This window comes from Streptomyces sp. NPDC052043 (assembly GCF_044548235.1).
Taxonomy (GTDB): domain Bacteria; phylum Actinomycetota; class Actinomycetes; order Streptomycetales; family Streptomycetaceae; genus Streptomyces.
Window position 1 is genome coordinate 93,627 of record NZ_JBIUBT010000005.1, and the last position, 20,767, is coordinate 114,393.

Annotated in this window: 21 protein-coding genes and 1 riboswitch; of the genes, 9 read left to right on the forward strand and 12 right to left on the reverse strand. The window is 71.6% G+C overall.

All coding sequences use genetic code 11. The annotated features are described in order from the left end of the window. Window positions 1-144: 144 nt before the first annotated feature. The 6 genes from ACIHCX_RS14675 to bioB form a co-directional block, all read right to left on the reverse strand. Window positions 145-2,712, reverse strand: coding sequence for an ABC transporter permease (locus ACIHCX_RS14675; RefSeq protein WP_400029329.1), 2,568 nt, complete (start codon window positions 2,710-2,712; stop codon window positions 145-147). A 4-nt stretch (window positions 2,713-2,716) separates the two neighbouring features. Continuing rightward, on the reverse strand, window positions 2,717-3,610 hold the full coding sequence (locus ACIHCX_RS14680; protein ID WP_400029330.1) for an ABC transporter ATP-binding protein: 894 nt from the start codon (window positions 3,608-3,610) through the stop codon (window positions 2,717-2,719). A 267-nt stretch (window positions 3,611-3,877) separates the two neighbouring features. After that, window positions 3,878-4,585, reverse strand: coding sequence for a class I SAM-dependent methyltransferase (locus ACIHCX_RS14685; RefSeq protein ID WP_400029331.1), 708 nt, complete (start codon window positions 4,583-4,585; stop codon window positions 3,878-3,880). Window positions 4,586-4,854: 269 nt separating this feature from the next. Continuing rightward, window positions 4,855-5,592, reverse strand: a complete 738-nt coding sequence (gene bioD / locus ACIHCX_RS14690; protein ID WP_400029332.1) for a dethiobiotin synthase — start codon at window positions 5,590-5,592, stop codon at window positions 4,855-4,857. A gap of 1 nt (window position 5,593) precedes the next feature. Then, a complete protein-coding gene (locus ACIHCX_RS14695; protein WP_400029333.1) occupies window positions 5,594-6,892 on the reverse strand; it encodes an adenosylmethionine--8-amino-7-oxononanoate transaminase in 1,299 nt (432 codons plus the stop codon). Further along, window positions 6,885-8,135 carry a biotin synthase BioB gene (bioB, locus tag ACIHCX_RS14700; RefSeq protein ID WP_400029334.1) on the reverse strand — a complete coding sequence of 417 codons (1,251 nt, stop codon included), beginning with the start codon at window positions 8,133-8,135 and terminating at the stop codon, window positions 6,885-6,887. The genes ACIHCX_RS14695 and bioB overlap by 8 nt, the downstream gene beginning before the upstream one ends. 148 nt (window positions 8,136-8,283) lie before the next feature. Between bioB and ACIHCX_RS14705 the strand changes: the two genes are divergently transcribed. Further along, window positions 8,284-9,411: an 8-amino-7-oxononanoate synthase gene (locus tag ACIHCX_RS14705; RefSeq protein WP_400029335.1), complete on the forward strand. Its 1,128-nt coding sequence runs from the start codon at window positions 8,284-8,286 to the stop codon at window positions 9,409-9,411. Between the two features lie 63 nt (window positions 9,412-9,474). Here the strand turns inward: ACIHCX_RS14705 and ACIHCX_RS14710 are convergent, their stop codons facing one another. After that, complete coding sequence (locus ACIHCX_RS14710) at window positions 9,475-9,705, reverse strand: DUF397 domain-containing protein (RefSeq protein WP_400029336.1); 231 nt, start codon at window positions 9,703-9,705, stop codon at window positions 9,475-9,477. 34 nt (window positions 9,706-9,739) lie between these two features. Continuing rightward, window positions 9,740-10,600 carry a helix-turn-helix domain-containing protein gene (locus ACIHCX_RS14715; protein WP_400029337.1) on the reverse strand — a complete coding sequence of 287 codons (861 nt, stop codon included), beginning with the start codon at window positions 10,598-10,600 and terminating at the stop codon, window positions 9,740-9,742. A gap of 251 nt (window positions 10,601-10,851) precedes the next feature. Here ACIHCX_RS14715 and ACIHCX_RS14720 point away from each other — a divergent pair, with 251 nt between their 5' ends. Next, entirely contained in the window at window positions 10,852-11,307 is a 456-nt protein-coding gene (locus ACIHCX_RS14720) for an ATP-binding protein (protein ID WP_400029338.1), read from the forward strand. Window positions 11,308-11,362: 55 nt separating this feature from the next. Here the strand turns inward: ACIHCX_RS14720 and ACIHCX_RS14725 are convergent, their stop codons facing one another. Beyond that, entirely contained in the window at window positions 11,363-11,836 is a 474-nt protein-coding gene (locus tag ACIHCX_RS14725) for a C40 family peptidase (RefSeq protein WP_400029339.1), read from the reverse strand. Between the two features lie 3 nt (window positions 11,837-11,839). Next, window positions 11,840-12,054, reverse strand: a riboswitch (cyclic di-AMP (ydaO/yuaA leader). Between the two features lie 125 nt (window positions 12,055-12,179). Then, window positions 12,180-12,719, reverse strand: a complete 540-nt coding sequence (locus ACIHCX_RS14730; RefSeq protein WP_400029340.1) for an ATP-dependent Clp protease proteolytic subunit — start codon at window positions 12,717-12,719, stop codon at window positions 12,180-12,182. A 180-nt stretch (window positions 12,720-12,899) separates the two neighbouring features. On the opposite strand from ACIHCX_RS14730, the gene ACIHCX_RS14735 reads away from it, so the two are divergent. The 3 genes from ACIHCX_RS14735 to ACIHCX_RS14745 all read left to right on the forward strand — a co-directional run bounded on the left by ACIHCX_RS14735 (window position 12,900) and on the right by ACIHCX_RS14745 (window position 15,492). Further along, window positions 12,900-13,259, forward strand: coding sequence for an ANTAR domain-containing protein (locus ACIHCX_RS14735; RefSeq protein ID WP_400029341.1), 360 nt, complete (start codon window positions 12,900-12,902; stop codon window positions 13,257-13,259). Between the two features lie 31 nt (window positions 13,260-13,290). Next, complete coding sequence (locus ACIHCX_RS14740) at window positions 13,291-13,521, forward strand: type II toxin-antitoxin system prevent-host-death family antitoxin (protein WP_400029342.1); 231 nt, start codon at window positions 13,291-13,293, stop codon at window positions 13,519-13,521. Between the two features lie 381 nt (window positions 13,522-13,902). Continuing rightward, a complete protein-coding gene (locus ACIHCX_RS14745) occupies window positions 13,903-15,492 on the forward strand; it encodes an alpha/beta hydrolase (protein WP_400029343.1) in 1,590 nt (529 codons plus the stop codon). A gap of 75 nt (window positions 15,493-15,567) precedes the next feature. On the opposite strand, the gene ACIHCX_RS14750 is transcribed toward ACIHCX_RS14745, so the two are convergent. Then, window positions 15,568-16,290 carry a lysophospholipid acyltransferase family protein gene (locus ACIHCX_RS14750; protein ID WP_400029344.1) on the reverse strand — a complete coding sequence of 241 codons (723 nt, stop codon included), beginning with the start codon at window positions 16,288-16,290 and terminating at the stop codon, window positions 15,568-15,570. Window positions 16,291-16,701: 411 nt separating this feature from the next. Between ACIHCX_RS14750 and ACIHCX_RS14755 the strand changes: the two genes are divergently transcribed. Continuing rightward, a complete protein-coding gene (locus ACIHCX_RS14755; protein WP_400029345.1) occupies window positions 16,702-17,283 on the forward strand; it encodes a cytochrome P450 in 582 nt (193 codons plus the stop codon). Between the two features lie 369 nt (window positions 17,284-17,652). On the opposite strand, the gene ACIHCX_RS14760 is transcribed toward ACIHCX_RS14755, so the two are convergent. Continuing rightward, window positions 17,653-17,850 carry a hypothetical protein gene (locus ACIHCX_RS14760; protein WP_400029346.1) on the reverse strand — a complete coding sequence of 66 codons (198 nt, stop codon included), beginning with the start codon at window positions 17,848-17,850 and terminating at the stop codon, window positions 17,653-17,655. A 219-nt stretch (window positions 17,851-18,069) separates the two neighbouring features. Here ACIHCX_RS14760 and ACIHCX_RS14765 point away from each other — a divergent pair, with 219 nt between their 5' ends. From ACIHCX_RS14765 to ACIHCX_RS14775, 3 genes are all read left to right on the forward strand, one after another. Beyond that, window positions 18,070-19,854, forward strand: a complete 1,785-nt coding sequence (locus ACIHCX_RS14765) for a carbamoyltransferase (RefSeq protein ID WP_400029347.1) — start codon at window positions 18,070-18,072, stop codon at window positions 19,852-19,854. Continuing rightward, window positions 19,847-20,332, forward strand: a complete 486-nt coding sequence (locus ACIHCX_RS14770) for a class I SAM-dependent methyltransferase (RefSeq protein ID WP_400029348.1) — start codon at window positions 19,847-19,849, stop codon at window positions 20,330-20,332. The genes ACIHCX_RS14765 and ACIHCX_RS14770 overlap by 8 nt, the downstream gene beginning before the upstream one ends. Window positions 20,333-20,503: 171 nt before the next feature. Beyond that, window positions 20,504-20,659, forward strand: coding sequence for a hypothetical protein (locus ACIHCX_RS14775; protein ID WP_400029349.1), 156 nt, complete (start codon window positions 20,504-20,506; stop codon window positions 20,657-20,659). Window positions 20,660-20,767: the final 108 nt, after the last annotated feature.

The following is a 20,767-nucleotide window of genomic DNA, read 5'->3' on the forward strand; positions in this document are numbered from 1 at the left end:
ACCGCGGCGATGCCGTCATCCCGCGCACCGCCGAGATGCGGTCCTCTGCACACCGACGCGATGCGGCCCCCTGCGCACCGACGCGGCTCGCTCCCCGTAGCGCGCCGCCGCGATGCCGTCTTCCCGCGCACCGCCGCGATCGCGTCACTCGTGTGCGATCGCCGCCAGCACGTTCATCCGGGAGGCGCGCAGCGCGGGCAGCAGGGCGGCCACGACGCCCACGAGCGCCGCGCCGACCACCACGGCCACGATCGTGCTCCAGGGGATGGCCAGTGCCTTCATGCCCTGGAGGGCCAGTACCCGCTGGGTGCACAGACCCCACACCAGGCCCAGCGCCAGCCCCAGTACCGCGCCGAAGACGGCGATCACCACCGACTCCAGCCGGATCATCCGCCGCAGTTGGCGGCGGGCCAGCCCGATGGCCCGCAGCAGGCCGATCTCCCGGGTGCGCTCCACCACCGACAGGGCGAGGGTGTTGACCACGCCCAGGACCGCGATGACGATCGCCAGGCCCAGCAGCGCGTACACCAGGTAGAGCAGGACCGCGATCTGGTCGTGGACCAGCTTCTTGTAGTCCGCCTGGTCGCGCACCTCCACATTGGGGTACGGAGTGAGGGCCTTCTCCAGGTGGGAGCGCAACTGCCCGGCGCCGGTGCCGGGCGCGGCGTTCACGTACAGGACCGCGTCCGGGGTGCCCGGCACGTACTTCTCCAGGGTCCCCATGCCGAAGTACACGCCGCCCTCGATGCCGAACCCCTCGGCCGCGTCCTGGTTGGTGAGCGCCGCCACGGTCAGCCGGGCCTGCCGTCCGCCCTGGAACTCGACGGGCAGCACGCTTCCGGCCCGCACCCCGTGCTTCCCGGCGAAGCGGGCGTCCATGGCGATGTGCCCGTCAGCGAGGGCCGCCGCCGTGTCGCCGTGGACGTACTTGATGTGGGCGACCGAGTCGAGCCGTGGGTCGTATCCGGAGGCGGTGGTCTCGACGCGTTTGCCGTCCGGCATCCGCAGGGCGACCGCCGCCAGCCGCTGCCGTACGACGGTGCCGACGCCCCGGGTGGCGTGCACCGCGTCCGTGACCTGTGCGGAGAACGGCAGGAAGTTGCGGTTCTGCACCATGTAGTCGGCACCCAGCACCCGGTCGATCTGGCGGTCCAGGGAGCGGGTCATGGAGGCACTGGCCACGGACAGCCCGCCGACCAGGGCCAGGCCCACCATCAGGGCGGCCGCCGTGGCACCGGTCCGGCGCGGGTTGCGCAGCGCGTTGCGCTGGCTCATCCGCCCGATGGACCCGAACAGGGCCGGGAAGACCCCACCCAGCACCCGGATCAACGGGCGCACCAGCAGCGGCCCCGCGACCACGGTGGCGACCAGGGTGAGAACGATGCCCACGCCCAGCAGGGAGGCGGCGGTCGCGGTCCGGTGCGCGGCGGCGCAGCCCGCGAGCGCGGCCGCGCCGGCCGCCCCCACGCCCGCGCCCGCCAGCGCGCGCACCCGCAGGGGCCGCCCCACTCCGGCCACCTCGGCGTCCGACAGCGCCGCCATGGGCGAGACGGTCGCTGCGCGGCGGGCCGGGAGGTAGGCCGCCAGGAAGGTGACGCCGATGCCCACCACGTACGCGGCGAGGGGCGTGCTCCACCTGACGACCATCTGCGTGGTCGTCATGTTCGTGCCGAAGTCGCTCATCAGCCGGAGCAGCCCGGCCGCCAGGCCGATCCCGGCCGCGAGCCCCACGGTGGAGCCGACCACGCCGAGCAGCACCGCCTCGGTCAGCACCGAGCGCCGAACCTGCCTCCGGTCGGCGCCCAGGGCCCGCAGCAGGCCCAGTTCGCGGGTGCGCTGGGCGATCAGCATGGAGAAGGTGTTGACGATCAGGAAGATGCCGACGAGGACCGCGATCCCGGCGAATCCGAGCATGACGTACTTGATGACCTTGACGAATCCGCCGAGCCGTGAGGCGGCGGACTTGGCCTGCTCACCGGCGGTCCTCAGGTCGTATCCGGAGGCCCCGACGACCCGGCCGACGCGCTGCTTGAGCTGGGCGTCGGTGACGCCCTTGGCCGCGTCGACCGAAATGCTCGTCGCGCGGTCGGTGGAGCCGAGCAGCCTGGTCTGGGCGGTGGGGGTGTCCAGGAAGAGCCTGGCCGCGCCCGGGTTGGTGGTGGTGAACGCGGCCATGCCGACGATCCGGACGCGGAACGAGCCGGACTGCGCCTGGACCGCGAGCACATCGCCGATCCGCACGTCGTCGTGCCGGGCGGTGTCGGTGTCCAGCAGGGCCTCGCCGTCACCGTGCGGGGCGTGGCCGGAGGCCAACCGCACCGGGCTGCGGTCGGTGATCTGCCAGTTGGAGACGATGGTCGGGGCGCCCGTGGTGGGGCCGACCGGCTCGTTGCGGCTGTTGACGACCATCGTGTTCTGGACGGCCACGTCCACGTGCGTCGCCGCGACGCCGTCGACCCCGGCCAGCCGCTGGGCGAGGGAGGTCGGCACGGTCTGCACGACGCCGGTGGGCAGGGCGGACTGCAGCTCCTGCTTCGGCGCCACCGTCACATCGGCGGCGGTGGAGGCGAAGAGCCGGTTGAAGGTGCGCGCGACGGTGTCGGAGAAGATCAGGCTGCCCGTGACGAAGGCCACGGACAGGATGACGGCCAGGCCCGAGAGCAGCAGCCGCCCCCTGTGGGCCAGGAAGCTGCGCAGTGTCGCCTTGAGCACCGGGTCAGGCCTCCTCGACGGCGAGGCCGTCCCCGTCGAACCGGTGGTGGACCACGTCGTCGAGGCCGGCGGTGGTGAGGCCGGGGGTTTGGCCGGGGGTCTGGTCGGGAGTGCGGCCGGGGGCGTGGGCGGCTCCCGAGGCGAACAGGCGCATGCGCTCCAGCACGGCCTCCGCGGTCGGGTGCTCCATCGCGTCCACGATCCGGCCGTCCGCGAGGTACATCACCAGGTCGGAGTGGGCGGCGGCGTTCGGGTCGTGGGTCACCATGACGACGGTCTGCCCGAGGCTGTCGACGGCGTCGCGCAGGAAGCCGAGCACCTCCAGACCGGCGCGCGAGTCGAGATTGCCGGTGGGCTCGTCGGCGAAGATCAGCTCCGGCCGGGAGGCCAGGGCCCGCGCGCAGGCCACGCGCTGCTGCTGGCCGCCGGACAGCTGGGACGGCCGGTGCCCCAGCCGGTTGCGCAGCCCCAGCGCGTCGATGACCTCGTCCAGCCACTTCTCGTCGGGCCTGCGGCCCGCGATGTCCATCGGCAGGGTGATGTTCTCCAGCGCGTTGAGGGTGGGGATGAGGTTGAACGACTGGAACATGAAGCCGATCCGGTCCCGGCGCAACCGGGTCAGCTCGCGGTCCTTCAGGCCGGTGATCTCGGTGTCGCCGACCCAGACCCGGCCGCCCGAGACGGTGTCGAGCCCGGCCAGGCAGTGCATCAGGGTGGACTTCCCGGAGCCGGAGGGGCCCATGACCGTGGTGAAGCGGCCGCGTGCGATGTCGACGTCCACCGAGTCCAGCGCGAGCACGGTGGTCTCGCCCGATCCGTAGGCCTTGGTCAGTCCGCGGGCGCGGGCCGCGATCCCGTCGGCCGGCGCCTGGCCCGGCGACGCAGCAGGTGTGGACACGGGGGCCTCCTTGGGGGTCCTTCGACCCGTTACGTCCTGGCTCATGACAGGTTTGTCCCCGGACGAGCCTAATGTGATCGGGCCCACAGCCGGTATCCTCCGTTGGGCCGAGCAGCGGTCTTCGCTCAGAGGCCGGGTCCCCGGTACGGGTGTAAGGGGCGCGTATGCGTCACGCCGTGCCTGAGCCCGTCCCTGTGCGGCGGCGGGTGCGGCGGCGGCGCCAGTGCTCGCCCGTGCACCCGATCGCGTGATCGTCTGATTGGCTGATCAGGTGGTCGGCCGATTGCCGACGCCGGTGGAGGCCGGTCGCCAGGCGGTGCCCAGCACGCAGTGCGACGAGGGCAGGACCGGTCCCTGCTCCGGAACCAGCATCCGCCGGTAGGGGCCGAGCTCGAACCCCGCGTCGCGCAGGGCGGAGACCGGATCGCGGGCCAGATGGCAGCCGCCGCTCAGCAGTGGCCACACCGTGCGGTCCAGGGCGCGCTGGGTCACGGCCATCGCCCGGCCGCCGCCCCTGCCGTGCTCGAAGAACCGCACCTCGCCGCCGGGCTTCAGCACCCGCCGTGCCTCGGCGAGCGCGCGCGGCACGTCGCGCACGCTGCACAGCACCTGCGCGAGCACCACCGCGTCGAACGCCTCGCTCTTCACCGGCAGTGCCTCCGCGCAGCCCGGCACCACGTCGACCGGGACCTCGGCACGGCGGGCGGCCTCGAGCGCCAGCTGCCGCAGGAGCCGCTCCGGTTCGACGGCGACGACCTCCGCGACGGAGCCCGGGTAGCGCGCGAAGTTCAGTCCGTTGCCCGCGCCGATCTCGATCACCCGCCCGGACAGTCCGGCCAGCAGCCGCCGGCGCACTGCGGCCAGACCCATGCTGGTCTCCGCGGCCACGCTGGCACGCGCGTAGTAACGGGCGAACACCGGATGACGGACGGCATCCCGCGCCGCCCTCCCGGAACCGGTGGACCGCAACACCATGGCACCCTCCCGACCACGACGGGCCTACGGTGAGTTTCCCCCACGCCTACCCACCGCACGCCCACCGATGCCGGTGCCTGCCCGGACTCCGCCCGCACGTGTCCCGGGTCCGGCGCAGAAACTCCGCGGCACTGTCCGCCTGCTCGTCCGAGGCGGCCCGACGGGCCTGCCCGCACGGGGCCGACGGGCCAGGCCGGCGCCCTGCCGTCCCGCGTGTCCGGGACGGCCCCGTACGTCCGTCGCCCCCGTGTGCTCGGGTGCCGGTCCCGTCAGGTGCCCGGCGCGAACGGTGTGGGGGCCTCCCGGGTGGTGAACTCCTCCGCGTTCCAGGTGCCGTTCAGGCGGGCGGCCAGCCAGGTGGGAGCCATGGAGCGGAAGGCGGTCGGGGACAGGGCGCCCGCGGCTTCGGGGAGGGCGCCGAGCAAGGGGGCGCCGGCCGCTGCGGGGAGGTCGGTGACGTTGCAGCGACAGGCGAGGTCGGGCCCGGCGGGCCAGCTGCCGATCACCACGCCGAGGAGGTCCAGGTCGCGGGAGCGCAGTTCACGGGCCGTCAGCTCGGTCGTGTTCAGCGTGCCCAGGCCCGCCGTGGCCACGACCAGTACCGGGGCACCCAGCAGCTTCGCCGCGTCGGCCAGCGTGCCGCCGTCCGCGTCGAAGCGGACGAGCAGCCCGCCCGCGCCCTCCACCAGCACCAGGTCGTGCTCGGTGGCCAGCTTGGCCGCGGCCTCGGCCACCTCGTGCGGGCGCACCGGAGCCAGCCCGGCCCGCAGGGCCGCCGTCGCGGGCGCCAACGGCTCCGGATAGCGGGCGAGTTCGCGCGCCGTCACCGCACCGGCCAGCCGGGCGACCTCGTCGGCGTCCCCGCGCTCGTCCGGTCCCACACCGGTCTGCGCGGGCTTCAGCACGGCCACCGACCGACCGGCCGCGACGGCCGCCGCGGCGACGGCGGCCGTCGCCACCGTCTTGCCCACCTCGGTGCCCGTGCCCGTGATCACCAGTACCGGCATCTCAGCCCTCCCGCGCCGCCGCGCACACCGCGCGCGCGATCCGTGCCACGTCCACGTCACCGGTGACGTACGGCGGCATCGTGTACACCAGGTCGCGGAACGGCCGCAGCCACACGCCCTCCCGCACGGCCGCCCGGGTGGCCGCCGCCATGTCCACCGCGTGGTCGAGCTGGACCACCCCGATGGCGCCCAGGACCCGTACGTCCCGTACACCCGGCAGGTCCGCGGCCGGAGCCAGTCCGTCCCGCAGCCCCGCCTCGATCCGCTTGACCTCCGCCTGCCAGTCCTGGCCGAGCAGCAGCCCGATCGACGCGCAGGCCACGGCCGCCGCCAGCGGGTTGCCCATGAAGGTCGGGCCGTGCGCGAGCACCGGCACCTCGCCGCGCGAGATCCCCTCGGCCACCCGCGCGGTGCACAGCGTCGCCGCCATCGTCAGATAGCCGCCGGTCAGCGCCTTGCCCACGCACATCACGTCCGGCGTCACGGCGGCGTGCTCCGCCGCGAACAGGGCACCGGTGCGCCCGAACCCGGTCGCGATCTCGTCGAAGACCAGGAGCACATCGTGCGCGTCGCACACCTCGCGCAGCACCCGCAGATAGGCGGGGGAGTGGAAGCGCATCCCGCCCGCCCCCTGCACCACGGGCTCGACGATCACGGCGGCCAGTTCGCCGGCGTGCCGTTCGACCGTCTCCCGCAGGTGGTCGGCGTACGCCTCCTCGTACCCCTCGGGCGGCGCGTCGGCGAAGACCTGACGCGGCAGCACACCGGCCCACAGCTCGTGCATCCCGCCCTCGGGGTCGCACACGGACATCGGTTGCCAGGTGTCCCCGTGGTAGCCGCCCCGCCAGGTCAGCAGTCGCCGCTTCTCCGGGCGGCCGAGCGAGCGCCAGTACTGGAGGCACATCTTGACCGCGACCTCGACCGACACCGAACCGGAGTCGGCGAGGAACACATGCTCCAGACCGTCCGGCGACATGTCGACAAGGAGCTTCGCGAGCCGGACGGCGGGCTCGTGCGTGAGCCCGCCGAACATCACGTGGCTCATCCGCGCCAGCTGCTCCTGCGCGGCCTCGTTCAGCACCGGGTGGTTGTAGCCGTGGATCGCCGCCCACCACGACGACATGCCGTCGACCAGTTCGCCCGAGCCGTCCGCGAGCCTCAGCCGGACCCCGCTCGCCGACTCGACGACGAGCGGTTCGTGGCGGCCGGGCATGGGCCCGTACGGGTGCCACACGTGCCGCCGGTCGAGCTCCAGCAGCTCGGGCACGTGCGGGCCGGGCGCGGTGTGCGGTTCAGGCATTGGGCGCGAGGTCCGTTCCGGCGCCCCGGCGGCGTACGGCGACCAGGTCAGGACGCGGCTCCTGGCCGGCCTCGGCGGCCGGTGCCGCCTCCGGCTGAGCCTCCGGTGCCGCGGCGGAACCGCAGCCCCCGCCGCCCTGGTGCGCCCCGCACCCCGGCCCCTCGTGCGTACCGCGGCCCGCGCCCTCGTGGGACCCGCACCCCGTGCCCTCGTGCGTCCCGCACCCGTCCGCGGCCGCCACCCGGTGCTCGGGCAGCGTCACCTGGCCGGCGTCCTCCACCTCGAACCCGGCGTCCGCGATCATCTCCAGGTCGGCCCTGCCCGCCTGGCCCTCGCTGGTCAGGTAGTCGCCGAGGAAGATGGAGTTGGCCAGGTGCAGCGCGAGGGGCTGCATGGTGCGCAGGTGCACCTCGCGGCCGCCCGCGATCCGCACCTCCACGTCCGGGCAGACGAACCGGACCATCGCCAGGATCCGCAGGCAGCGCTGCGGGGTCAGGTTCCACTCCTTGGCGAGTGGTGTGCCCTCGAACGGGATCAGGAAGTTCACCGGAACGGAGTCCGGGTCCAGCTCGCGCAGCGAGAAGACCACGTCGACCAGGTCCTCGTCGCTCTCGCCCATCCCGGCGATGAGCCCGGAGCAGGCGGAAAGACCGGCCGCGTGCGCCTTGTGCACCGTGTCCACCCGGTCGGCGTAGGTGTGGGTGGTGGTGATGTCGCCGTACGTCGCCTCGGAGGTGTTGAGGTTGTGGTTGTAGGCGTCGGCCCCCGCCTCGCGCAGCCGTTCGGCCTGGCCGTCGGAGAGCAGACCGAGGCAGGCGCACACCTCGACGCCCTCGTTCTGCTCCTTGATCGCCTTGATGGTGTCGGAGACCCGGTCCACGTCACGGTCGGTCGGACCGCGCCCGCTGGCCACCAGGCAGACCCGCTTCGCGCCGCCCGCCAGCCCGGCCGCCGCGGCCTCGGAGGCCTCGTCGGGCTTGAGCCAGGTGTACTTGAGGATGTCGGCCTTCGAGCCGAGCCGCTGGGAGCAGTAGGAGCAGTCCTCGGGGCACAGGCCCGACTTGAGGTTGACGAGATAGTTGAGTTTCACCCGCCGGCCGAACCAGCGGCGGCGCACCCTCCCGGCCGCGGCCACCACGTCGAGCAGGTCGTCGTCCGAGGTGGCCAGCACGGCCAGAGCTTCCCCACGGGTCGGCGACTCGCGCCGAAGCCCCTTGTCCACCAGCGTGTTCAGCAGGTCCATGAGAGCTGATCCTGTCCTACGGTCCGGCCCGGGGCCAAGGAGACTCCGTACAAGGACGGCCCCGTCGACATGTGGGTATTGCCACATCATGGGCGCCCTGCCCTGCCGCTAGGGTCTGTCCACTGCCTACAAATGCCTCGGAGGACCCATGGCGTTCGGCTGGATCGACGAGCAGGCGCAAGCGCGCCGCCGGGCCGGACTCGTACGGACCCTGCGGCCGCGCCCCGCCGAATCGCCGCTGCTCGACCTCGCGGGCAACGACTACCTGGGGCTGGCCCGCCACCCGGAGGTGACCGAGGGGGCCGCGGCCGCGGCGCGTACCTGGGGCGGCGGCTCGACCGGCTCCCGGCTGGTCACCGGCACCACCGAACTCCATGCCGAACTCGAGCGCGAGCTGGCCGGTTTCTGCGGTTTCGAGGCGGCGCTCGTCTTCGCCTCCGGATACGCCGCGAACCTGGCCGCGGTCACCGCGCTCGCGCCGCACGGCTCGCTCGTCGTCTCCGACGCGGGCAACCACGCCTCGCTCATCGACGGCTGCCGGCTGGCCCGCGGCACGACCCAGGTCGTCGCGCACGCCGACCCGGACGCGGTGCGCAAGGCGCTCGGCACGCACGAGGGCCCGGCCGTGTTCGTGTCGGACACGGTGTTCTCGGTCGACGGCGACGCGGCCCCGCTGGCGGAGTTCGCCGCGGTCTGCCGGGAGCGCGGCGCGGGCCTCGTCGCCGACGACGCCCACGGACTGGGCGTCCTGGGCGACGGCGGCCGCGGCGCCGCGCACGCGGCCGGACTGGCGGGCGCCGACGACGTGGTCGTCACGGCCACGCTGTCAAAGTCGCTCGGCAGCCAGGGCGGAGTCGTCCTCGGGCCCGCGCGGGTGATCGACCACCTGGTCAACGCGGCCCGGACGTTCATCTTCGACACCGGTCTCGCCCCCGCCGCCGCGGGGGCCGCCCTGGCGGCGCTGCGGCTGCTGCGCCGCGAGCCCGAGCGGGCGGCACGCGCGCGTGCGGTGGCGGCCGGACTCCACGCACGCCTGACCGCCGCGGGTCTGGAGGCGGTACGCCCGGACGCCGCGGTGGTCTCGGTGCGCGCGCCGTCCCCGGAGCAGGCGGTGCGGTGGGCGGCCGACTGCCGGGCGGCCGGGGTGGCCGTGGGCTGTTTCCGTCCTCCTTCCGTGCCCGACGGCGTCTCACGGCTGAGGCTGACCGCCCGCGCGGACCTCTCCGGGGCGCAGATCGAACGCGCTGTACGGGTGATCGGTGGGACGCGACCATGAGTCGGCGTGACACGGCCGCGCGACACCAGGTGTGGATATGGGTTGATATGACCGGACTGTGCGTCAGACGCGGTGCGCCGCGGCCGTGAAGCCGGCCCAGCTCACCGGGGAGAAGAGCAGCGCGGGCCCGGCCGGTGTCTTGGAGTCGCGCACGGCGAGCAGCCCGGTCCACGGTCCTGTGGCGGGCCGGGCCGTCTCGACGCAGTTGTTGGCTCCCGTGCTGTAGCTGCTGCGCAGCCAGCGCACGCCGTGCAGATCGGTGCTGGAAGGTACGTGCCGAGGCAGGGCGGACATGGTGCCTCCTTACGCGGTACGCGGTTGTGCGCCGTCAGGGTTCCTGGCGTATCCCGGCGATGAAGTCCAACGAGTCCTCGGGGGAGAGGGCGTGGATCCGCAGGGTGTCGAAGGCCTCGGTGTAGGCCTCTAGGTCTTCTTTCCGCTCGAGATGGAAGCTACTCGTCAAGTGGTCGAGAACCACTACGTTCAGATCGGAGGTGTTCGAAAACGAGAAGATGACGAAAGGCCCGGTGATGCCGATGTGCGCGCCGGCGGCGAACGGCAACACCTGGAGCCGTACCTGGGGCAGCAGGGCCGCCTCCGTCAGCCGCTCCAGCTGCCGCCTCATGACCTCGGGCCCGCCCACTTCCCGGCGCAGCACCGCCTCGTCCAGCACCGCGTCCAGCTCCAGCGGCGGTCGCGCGCGCAGCACGTCCTGGCGGGCCAGCCGCACCTCCACCAGCGCGTCCAGCCGGTCCTCGTCGAGCCCGTCCACGGCGGCCCGGGTGACCGCGCGGGCGTACTCGGGTGTCTGGAGCAGCCCGGGGACGACCGAGGTCTCCAGGGTGCGCATCCCGCTCGCCTGCGACTCCAGGCTGATGAAGTCCCGATAGGTCGGCGGCAGTACACCGCGGTAGGCGTGCCACCAGTGGTGCCGGCCGCCGCCGTCGTCCAGCCCCGCGAGGACCAGGAGCAACTCGCGCAGCTGGGAGTCGTGGACCGCGTACGCGTCCAGGAGCGAGCGCACGTCGGCCGGTTTCACCCCGCTGGTGCCGGTCTCGATCCGGCTGACCTTCGACTGGTGCCAGCCGACCAGGCGGGCCGCCTCACCGCTGGTGAGGCCCGCGCCGGTGCGCAGCGCGCGCAGTTCTGCGCCCAGTTTCCGGCGGCGCACCGCGGGACCGTGCTGCATGGGCTACTCCCTCGCTCCCTCTGGACGCTCCACGCCGCTCCCTCTGGAGGCTCCACGCGACCCGCTTCACATACGGTCTTCCGTCGCAGAGTTCACCGCATCGAGCGACAGATATATGCATATCTCGGTGGATCGCCACCGAGACCGGAGTGCTGATGGCAGTCTGACGGCGAAGCACCAGTGCGGGACCGTACTCGAATCCATCCGCCCAGTGTCGGACTCCGGTCCCGTGGGAAAGGGACGACGTCGCCATGGCAGACCATCTGGAAGCATCCGTCACTCTGCCGAGCGATCCCGCCTCGGTCTGTGCTGCCCGTGCCTATGTGGCGGACACTCTCGCGGAGTGGGGTCTGCCGCCGGCCGCGGACACCGCCGAGACGGTCCGGCTCATCGTCTCCGAACTCGCCACCAACGCCGTACTGCACACGTTCGGGCAGTCCCCCACCTTCACGGTGGACCTCGTCCTCGTGCGTGACGAACAGTTGTGCATCGGGGTCACCGACAGCCACCCCCGGTTCCCGAAACGCCTGCCGGCCGCTGTCCAGCAGGACAACGGCCGGGGCATGGTGATCATCCGGTGGCTCACCGCCGAGTGCGGTGGCAGAATGACCGTGAGGCCGACGCGGGAGGGCGGCAAGACGGTCTGCATCGAACTTCCGTGGACGGCTCCCGCCCGTCCTGTGACGGCCGCGGGCCAGGAACCGTAGGACCGTGCGGTGACGTCACCGAGGCGTCGCCGTCACACCCCGCACGACGGCCGGGTCAGTTGATCCGGCCGTACCAGACGCTCCTCGTCCAGATCTTCTGGAGCTTGACGACGTCCCCGGTCTTCGGGGCGTGCCAGATCCTGCCGCTGCCGGCGTAGATGCCCACGTGGTACACGTAGGAGCCCGAGTGGAAGAACACCAGGTCCCCGGCTCGGCGGCTGCGCGCGTTGATGTGCCGGGTCTTGTTGTACTGCTGCGCGGCCGTGCGGGGCAGCTTCTTGCCCGCCCTCTTGAACGAGTACAGAGTGAGCCCCGAGCAGTCGAACCTCCGCGGCCCCGTGGCGCCCCACTGGTAGGGCGACCCCTTCTTGGACGCCGCGATCTGCAGCGCCTTGCTCGCGGTCGTCGCGGCCGCGGCCTCGGAGGCCACACCCGGTACCACGATCGAGCCGCCCACGGCGGCCAGGGTCAGGGCCGAGGCCGTGCCGGCCCGGGCCATCAACGACGGGACACGATTGAGCGCAGTCATGCGCAACCCTTCGTCAGCCGCCTGTGAAGGATGACCTGTCGGATTCGGGCTGGCGAAGTTGCCCGGCCGCGTTTCTGCGGCTTCACCCCAAGGGCTGCTCGGTCCGGTCATGGTGTGACCGTTCCGGCGACCCGTCGTGCTTGGGTCCTCCACTCCTGCCGATCCACTTCCCGTCGACCGGTCATCCGGGCGGCGGCAGGACTCGGCGTCCGCCCGGATCGCCCCGCCGTTGTGGCGGGGGCTTGTCGTCAGACAGGGATCTTCACCTACGGATGTCCGAAAACCCCAATGAATCCGAGTGTTTGTGTTGTTACTCACCACGCACCCGTTCGGGTGGACGCCCTCACGATCGAGCCGCCGGCCCCTCCCGTGACGACCTCCGGACCAGCACCGGAGCGCCTCGTTCCGCCGACCGGGGAGGCGTGGTGCGCAACTGGAGCGGTCCAGGAAAGGGAGCGGAACCTACACCGAAAGGCGGTCGGTCATTCGGGGCCATTCCGCGCCGCGTGTCCGACGGACGGCCTTCTCCGCCCGCCCTGTCCGCGAGGGTGGAGACGTCAACTTCCGCAGTCCGGGTCAGGGTGAAGCGAGCCGTGCGCGGCTTTCCGTCGGACAGCGGCCGATCGGTTCTGCCTCGGCGCGGGTCGGCGTAGGCAGGGGCGACAGCTCGGGCGGGCGCCCGGCCCTCGACCGGCTCGGGCGGCGACGGCTGCCGCAGGACCGCGCGGGCGCAGGGCAGTGCGTACCGCTTGCCCGGGGTGCCCGGGGTGCCCGGGGTGCCCGCGGCCGGCAGCAGCACCGCCGTGGACGCGACGGCCTGGCCCGGACGGACCGTCGCCACGTCGCGGCGCACGTACCGCGTCGTGTCGTGGACGGCCGGCATGACGCACCCCTCTTTGAGGCAGGCGCGCTGCTCCGTCGGAGCGTACTTTGTGAAAAATGTACAGGATGTACGTTTGTCGCGGAGGGCTTCTCCACGGGACGCGGGGCGGTCCCGGGTCGTGCGCGGCGTCCTCCTGGGTGAAGCTGGAAGCACGGGCCTTGTCGATCCAGGGGACTGGCCATGGTGTTCTTCGCGATGTCCGAGCGGCACTCCCTCCCGCCGCTCTCCGCCACCGATCCGGTGCTGGAGCACGAGCGGCTGCACCAGGAGATCGATCAGCTCCAGCGGGCCCTGACCTCCCATGCCGTCGTCGACCAGGCGATCGGCGTCGTGGTGGCCTTCGGGCAGATCCCGCCCGAGGACGCCTGGCAGGTCCTGCGGGAGGTCTCCCAGCGGTCCAACACCAAGCTGCGCACGGTGGCCGAGCACGTGCTGAAGTTCGCCCAGGGCGGCGCTCTGCCCGATATGGAGCTGGAGCAGATGAAGCGGGCGCTGGAGCGCTGCTCCACGCACTTCTCCGGCGGCCGGTCACGGCCCTGAGGGCGAGGTGAACGCGCCGTAGGGTGGGGGCATGGCCCACGAGATTCCGGTGACGCAAGCCAGGGCTGAGCTCGCCGACCTGATCAACCGGGTGGTGTACGGCGGTGAGCGCGTGGTCGTCACGCGGCACGGCAAGCCGCTCGTCGCCCTGGTTTCCGCGGCCGATCTGGAACGGCTCGAGCAGCTCGCGGAGCCCGCCGGGGGCCAGGTGGCCGGCACCGTCTCGCAGGTTCGCGACGTCCCGTCCGCCCCGCGTGAGTAGCAAAGCCTCGGCGTCACGGCGGACCGCAGGGGGCCGGAGGTCCGCTGAGCGGACCACTCCCTCAGGCCCGGTCCGCTGAGCGGACCACTCCTGAACTTCCCCGCATTGCAGGGCGGTTGAATTCCCGCCCGCCAGGAAACGCGGCCTCACCGTCACCCCCCGGGTGTGGCTCGCTCCGACGGCCGGATGAGTTTCGGGCAGCCCCTGGGCCCTGTTCGCCGGCCCCCGCCGAGCCACCGGGACTCCGCTCAGCGAGACACGCCGCGCCGTTTATCGGATTGGCAAAGAAGGTCAACGCCCCCTGTTCTCAGGGACCACACAGCAGCAAGGATCCCCGTACTCGATTCGCAACGATGTACGGGGAGGTTCCACTTGAGGGGCATGAGACCCAAGAGCCGTGCGCTGACGCTCGGTTCGGCCGGCGTCCTGGTCACGGCGACGCTGATGGCCGGCGCCGTGGCGACGCCCGCGGCCGGCGCGAACAACGGTCAGGGACAGGACCGCGAGACGCGCGGTGCGGCGATCGCCGCGGAGCGTGCCGCGAAGGCCGGCATCGACTGGCGGGACTGCCCCGCCGACTGGGCGCTGGTCAAGCCCATCCAGTGCGGTTACGTCTCGGTGCCGCTCGACTACGCGGACCCCTACGGCAAGCAGATCAAGCTGGCCGTCGACCGTGTCGGCAACACCGGCACGAAGCAGGAGCGCCAGGGCGCCCTCGTCTACAACCCGGGCGGCCCCGGCGGTTCGGGCCTGCGCTTCCCGACCCGGGTCACCGGCAACAACGCCATCTGGGCCAACGTCGCGAAGGCCTACGACTTCGTCGGCTTCGACCCGCGCGGTGTCGGCCACTCGGCGCCCATCTCCTGCGCGGACCCGCAGGAGTTCGCCCAGGGGTCCGGGCTGGACCCGGTGCCCGGCTCGGAGGCCGACAAGAGCATCCAGCGCAAGCTGGCCCGCGCGTACGCGCAGGGCTGCTACGAGCGCACCGGCCGCGCCATGCTCCAGCAGATGACCACCGCGAACACGGTCCGCGACCTGGACGTCATCCGCGCCGCGCTCGGTGAGCAGAAGCTCAACTTCCTCGGCGTCTCCTACGGCACCTACCTCGGCGCCGTCTACGGCACGATGTTCCCGGGCCACGTGCGCCGGATGGTCGTCGACAGCGTCGTCAACCCGGCCCGCGAGAACATCTGGTACCAGGCCAACCTGAACCAGGACGTCGCCTTCGAGGGCCGCTGGAAGGACTGGCAGGACTGGGTCGCCGCCAACGACGCCACCTACCACCTGGGCGCCACCCGCGACGCCGTCCAGGAGCAGTGGCTGAAGCTGCGCGCCACCGCCAAGAAGAGCCCGCTCGGCGGGGTCGTCGGCCCGAACGAGCTGATCTCCTTCTTCCAGAGCGCCCCGTACTACGACTCCTCGTGGGCGCCGGTGGCGAAGGTGTTCAGCCGGTACGTCGCCGGTGACACCCAGGCGCTGATCGACGCCGCCGCCCCGGACCTGTCCGACATCGCGGGCAACATCTCCTCGGAGAACGGCAACGCCGTCTACACGGCCGTCGAGTGCACCGACGCCAAGTGGCCCACCAACTGGCAGACGTGGGACCGGGACAACACGCGGCTCCACACGACCGCCCCGTTCATGACCTGGGCCAACGCCTGGATGAACCTGCCGTGCGCCACATGGCCGGTCAAGCAGCAGAACCCGGTGAACGTGAAGACCGGCAAGGGCCTGCCGCCGGTGCTGATCGTGCAGTCCACGCGGGACGCCGCCACCCCGTACGCGGGCGCCGTCGAGCTGCACAAGCGCTTCACGGGCTCCCGTCTCATCACCGAGAAGGACGCCGGCTCCCACGGCGTCACCGGCCTGGCCAACCCGTGCGTCAACGACCGGGTGAACACCTACCTGCTCACCGGCAAGGTCGACTCGGCGGACGTGACCTGCGCACCGCACGCCACGCCGAAGCCGTAGCGAAAGGCAGCAGGTGGAGAGGGGCGGCCGGGATGCCCGGCCGCCCCTCTCGCACGCCCGGCGCGACCGGCCGCGTCAGACGAGCGGTGCGCGCGGGAACCTGCGCCTGTCGCCCTTCGCCTCGGTCTGCTCCGCCTTGGCCACGGCCGCGTACTGGTCGACGTACTCCTGCTCGGACAGCGACAGGATGGCGTACATGATCTCGTCGGTGACGGCGCGCAGGACCGCCTTCTCGTTCTCCAAGCCGGCGTAGCGGGAGAAGTCCAGCGGCTTGCCGAAGCGGATCACGATCGGGTGCGGGTGCGGGACGGTCTTTCCGGGCGGCTGGGCCTCGAACGTGCCGATCATCGCGCACGGGACGACCGGCACCCCCGCCCTGAGCGCCATGACCGCGACGCCGACTTTGCCCTTGTACAGGCGGCCGTCGTGCGAGCGGGTGCCCTCCGGGTAGATGCCGAGCAGCTCGCCCTTGCGCAGCACCCCGAGCCCCTCCCGGATCGCGGCCTGCCCGGCCTCCTTGCCCGAGCGGTCCACCGGGATCTGGCCCGCGCTGCGGAAGAAGGCCGCGGTGAGCCGGCCCTTGATGCCGGGGCCCGTGAAGTACTCCGCCTTGGCCAGGAAGGTGATCCGCCGTTTGAGGATCGCGGGCATCAGGAAGTGGTCCGAGAACGACAGGTGGTTGCCCGCGACGATGGCGGCTCCCGAGGCCGGCACGTGCTCCAGCCCTTCGATGCGGGGCCGGAAGACCAGTCTGAGCAGCGGCCCCAGCAGAACGTATTTGAGCAGGTAGTAGAACACGGCTCGCCCTTCACTCTCCAGGTCCGCTTCAAACCGGGGTGCTACCAGGTCGAGACCATGATCCCGGGAGTTGGCCCACGTGCATCCGTAGTCATCTGTAACCGCGTTCGGCCGAGCTCATGCTGACCCTCGTCAGCCATGTGGGTGCCGGCGTCATGCTGGGCGGCACGGCGGCACGGCGGCCTCACGCCGAGGCGGGCGGGAGCGCGCAGCGGCGCCTGCCTGGTTCCTTTGCTGACTCGTCCAGTATCAGATTCTTCGTCTGCTGGCGATATGGAGCTCGGACGCAGCTTGAGTAGCGAAAATGGTCATGGCTGCGACAAGTAGTGGACGGCGGCTAGCTCGGGAATGGTCCGTATCTTGGTCACTGGCTGCCCACGCCGAGACGCCGTGTGCTGGGCCGGCTCCCGCATGCCTGCCGCCGCAGGCGATGCCCTGCGCGACGGTACGCCCCGGCTGCCCGACGCCGTCGAGGAGATGATCCGCTGGGTGACCCCGGTCAAGGCGATCATGCGTACCGCGCGCGTGGACCACGCCCTGCACGGGGTACGGATCCGCGCGGGCGAGGCCGTACTGCTGTCCTACCCGTCCGCGAACCGTGACGAGTCGGTCTTCCCCGACCCCCACCGGTTCGATCTGCACCGGACGTCGAACCGGCAGCCCGCCGTCCTCCCCCGGGCAGACCCATGTCCCACCTCTTCTCCGCCTCACGGATCACGTTCGACATCTCGCCTGCGGCACGACCGCCGCAGGCTCAAGCGCCCGCGGTGGCCGACTGTGCCACCGGGACGTCGTATCTCAGTCCGCGTCGCCAGCCGATCGACTCGGCAGACGACCAGGCAGCAGCCGGCGCGACTGTCCGGTCATGCGGACCAGCGTCAGGCATCACCTGCACGGCGTGCGCAGGGCGGGGATGGCCACACCGTCGTGGTCACTGCACGCCGTGGCGAACGGCGAACTGGTGGTGTGGCTCCGCCCGGAGCGCCCGCGTGATCGCGCGCGTGTCGGACGCGGTGGCGGACGGCAGACGAGACCCCGGCCCGTACACGACCGGCTGCCGAGGGCACGGGCGGAGAAAGAGACGTGTGCTCCAGTTCCGGTCAGGTCTCGGCCGCGCCGAAGTGCGGTCGCCTCTTATGGCGCGCGAGGAGCAGCACGCCGTGGACTGCCCTGCCCGTCCCATCGGGACGGCCACCGCGGGCCCGACCCCGCCCATCGTCCGGCGTTCTCGGCAGCGGTCCGCGGATCGTGCACGACGTCGCTGGTGAGGCCTGGTCGAGCGCCGAGAAGGGGTCGTCGAGGAGGCACCCCCGGTGCCGGATGCGCCGGTTCGGGCCGGGGCCAGCATCGGCCGGGGCCCGCTCAGGAAGACGTCACTGCGCCGTTCCACCTCCCGGACGTCGGCATGGCGGGTGACGGCCCAGAAGGGGTGGTAGCCGGGGGCGTCACCCAGTGGACCGGGGCCTCGCGGCGCAGCAGGTCCAGGGCCCGGTGCAGACGGTCCTCGTCGGCGTAGGCGGTCGGGTCGGCGAGGGTCACGCCGGCTTGGGCGACGGACATCGGCACCGGAATTCTCCCCTGAGCGTCGAGAAGCAGCGGCCCGGACTCCTGACGTTACGGAATGCTCGGGCCATGACAGGCCACCGTATTCTGTCAGGCCGGATGCGCTCCAGAAAGGGCGGCATTTCCTTTCGATGCCTCTTTCGTATGTGCCCCGTACATCACGTGGAGAGAATAGTGGGAACGTGCCGTCAGGGATCCGAGAGGGGGCGGAATTCAGTGATCGTGGTCGGCTACAACGGGTTCACGCGGAGCGCGGAACTCTTCGCGAAGCTGTACGGGGCGACGGGAGTGGACCGCCACCAGCTGATCGGACACGACGCCTCCGCCGCCCTTGTGGTGGACGGCGAGGTGGTGGCGGCCGTCGAGGAGGAGCGGCTCAGCCGGGCCAAGAAGACCTCCGACTTCCCCGTCCACGCGATCCGCTGGTGCCTGAGGCAGGCCGGAATCGGTCTCGACGACGTCGATGTCTTCGCCGTCCCATGGCGGTTCGCCCCGGAGGTCGTCGACCGGACGATCCGCGATATCGCGGACGGTGGAATGCCCGTCGTGGCCAAGTTCGACCAGCTTGGCCGGGCCGGGGAGCTCTACACGGGGATGCTCGGCCGGGCCGCCATGCACGCCGACTTCATGACGCGGATGGACTACCCGCTCGACCCGAACAGCCTCGCCCTGGTCCCGCACCACACGGCGCATCTGATGTGCGGCGCCTACGTGGCTGGCGTCCGCGACGCGGCCTTCCTGGTCAGCGACGGCCGGGCCGAGACCCACTCCGCGGTCATGGGGGAGCTGCGGGGCGGCGTCATGCGCGTATTCGAACAGGGCTCCGTCGGCATGGACGACTCCCTCGCCATGGCCTACGGAAAAATCACCCGTTACCTGGGTTTCGTTCCCAACAACGACGAATACAAGGTGATGGGACTCGCGGCCTACGCACCCCCACCGACCCGCAATCCCCTCCTGGTGAACGCGGTACAGCTGAACGAGGACGGCTCCTACCGAATATTCATCCCGGGGGAGAAGAATGCGTACTACTCCTTCTTCGACAACCTCTTCGAAGGTGACAGTGAAAAGCGTGAGGATTTCGAATTCCGGGTCAAGGTGGCCGGACTCGCCCAGCACATGGTCGAGGCCGTGACGGCGCACCAGGTCAGGGTGCTCGGGGCGGCCACGGAGTTCGACACGCTGCTCTTCGAGGGCGGCCTCGCCCTCAACTGCGTCGCCGGCACGAAGATGCTGCAGAGATCGTCCTTCGCGGCGATGGAGGTCGGCTTCGGCGCCAGCGATCCGGGCGTGTCCATCGGCGCGGCAGTGCACGTGGCGGGCCTGCCAGAGCGTCCCACGGCCACCCGCACCCCCTATCTCGGCCCCGCGTACGACGACACGGAGATCCTTTCCGCTCTGGCGGAGCACGAGGACGACGTCGAATGGGCCGAGCTTGACGCGGCCCAGCTGACCGCCCGGACAGTCGAACTGCTGACCGGAAAGAAGGTTGTGGCCTGGTTCCAGGGGCGCACGGAGTACGGGCCCCGCGCGTTGGGCAACCGCAGCATCCTCGCCGACCCGCGGTTCCCCGACATCAAGGACGTCATCAACCTCAGGGTCAAGCACCGTGAGCCGTTCCGGCCCTTCGCTCCCGTCGTCCTTGCGTCGCAGGCCTCGCGCCTCTTCGACCTGGGCAAGAAGACCGTGTCCCCGTACATGACCTTCGTCTTCCCCGTTCGGGCCGAGTACCGGGACCGCATCCCCGGCGCCTGCCACGTGGACGGCACCGCTCGCATCCAGACCGTCGACGACGCCGCCAACCCCGAACTCTCGGCCCTGTTGCATGCCTTCTCCGCGAGCACCGGTGTGCCGTGTCTGCTCAACACGTCGTTCAACGTCGCCGGGGAGCCGATCGTCTGTTCTCCGCGGGACGCCCTGCGGTGCTTCCTGAAGACGGAGATCGACCAGCTGGTCATGGGCCGCTTCATGGTCGCAAAGAGGAGCGGCCGGGATGCCTGAACACCGCGATCCCTGGACCGCGTTCGCCGGCGCCCGGCCCGTCCCGCGCCTGCGCAACGTGGCCGGTGAGACCACCTGGTTCAACTGGACCCAGTACCCCGAGCACGGGCCGGGCCTCGAACTCCTGGGTGAGCCCCGCACCGTGCTCGACCTCGGCTGCGGCAGCGGACGCAGCACCACGCACCTGGCGGTCCGCGGCGCCCGCGCGGTGGGCGTGGACTTCTCCCCCGTCCTGATCGGCGAGGCCGTGAGCGCTGGGGCGGCGTACCGGGCGTGCGCTGTGGAGCGGGGCGCGGTGGACTTCCTGGCGGAGACCTACGAGCGCTTCGACGCCGATGAGCGCGGGCCTTGTCTCCTCGTTGGTACAGCCCCGCATTGTCTACGCCCTCGCTGGCGGCCTGCTGCTGCGCGCCCTGGTGGCTCCATTGCAGGGCCGAATCCGCCCATATGCCGGCATCCGATGCCGAGCGCGGCGTGACGGCGCCTTCCGCCGCGGCCCTACCCGCAGACTGATCCGCCGCCCCAAAGCCGCGGATCACGGCAGCCCTGGCACCACAGCCTCACCTGTGGCTCTGAAAGGCGCTGCCAGTACCACAGCACATCCCGCACCAATTTCTATCAATCAACTCACGAACAAGGGGAGTTAGGCATGACGACTCTGGAGATGCGTCTGCAGACCCTGAACGAGGAACTGGCGAAGGCCGAGCCGAGCGCGATCCACCAGGGCACGGCGGTCACGGGCGGGGACATCTTGTCCGACGACAACCTGCCGGGCCTGTGGCAGATCCCGCCGGCCGCCTGCTGACGCAGCGGTACACCCGGGGGGGGGGGGGGGGGGCGGCCCGGCCCCCCCCCCCCCCCCCCCCCCCCCCCCCCCCCCCGCCAAAACGTGGGGACCCCCCCCACCCCCGGA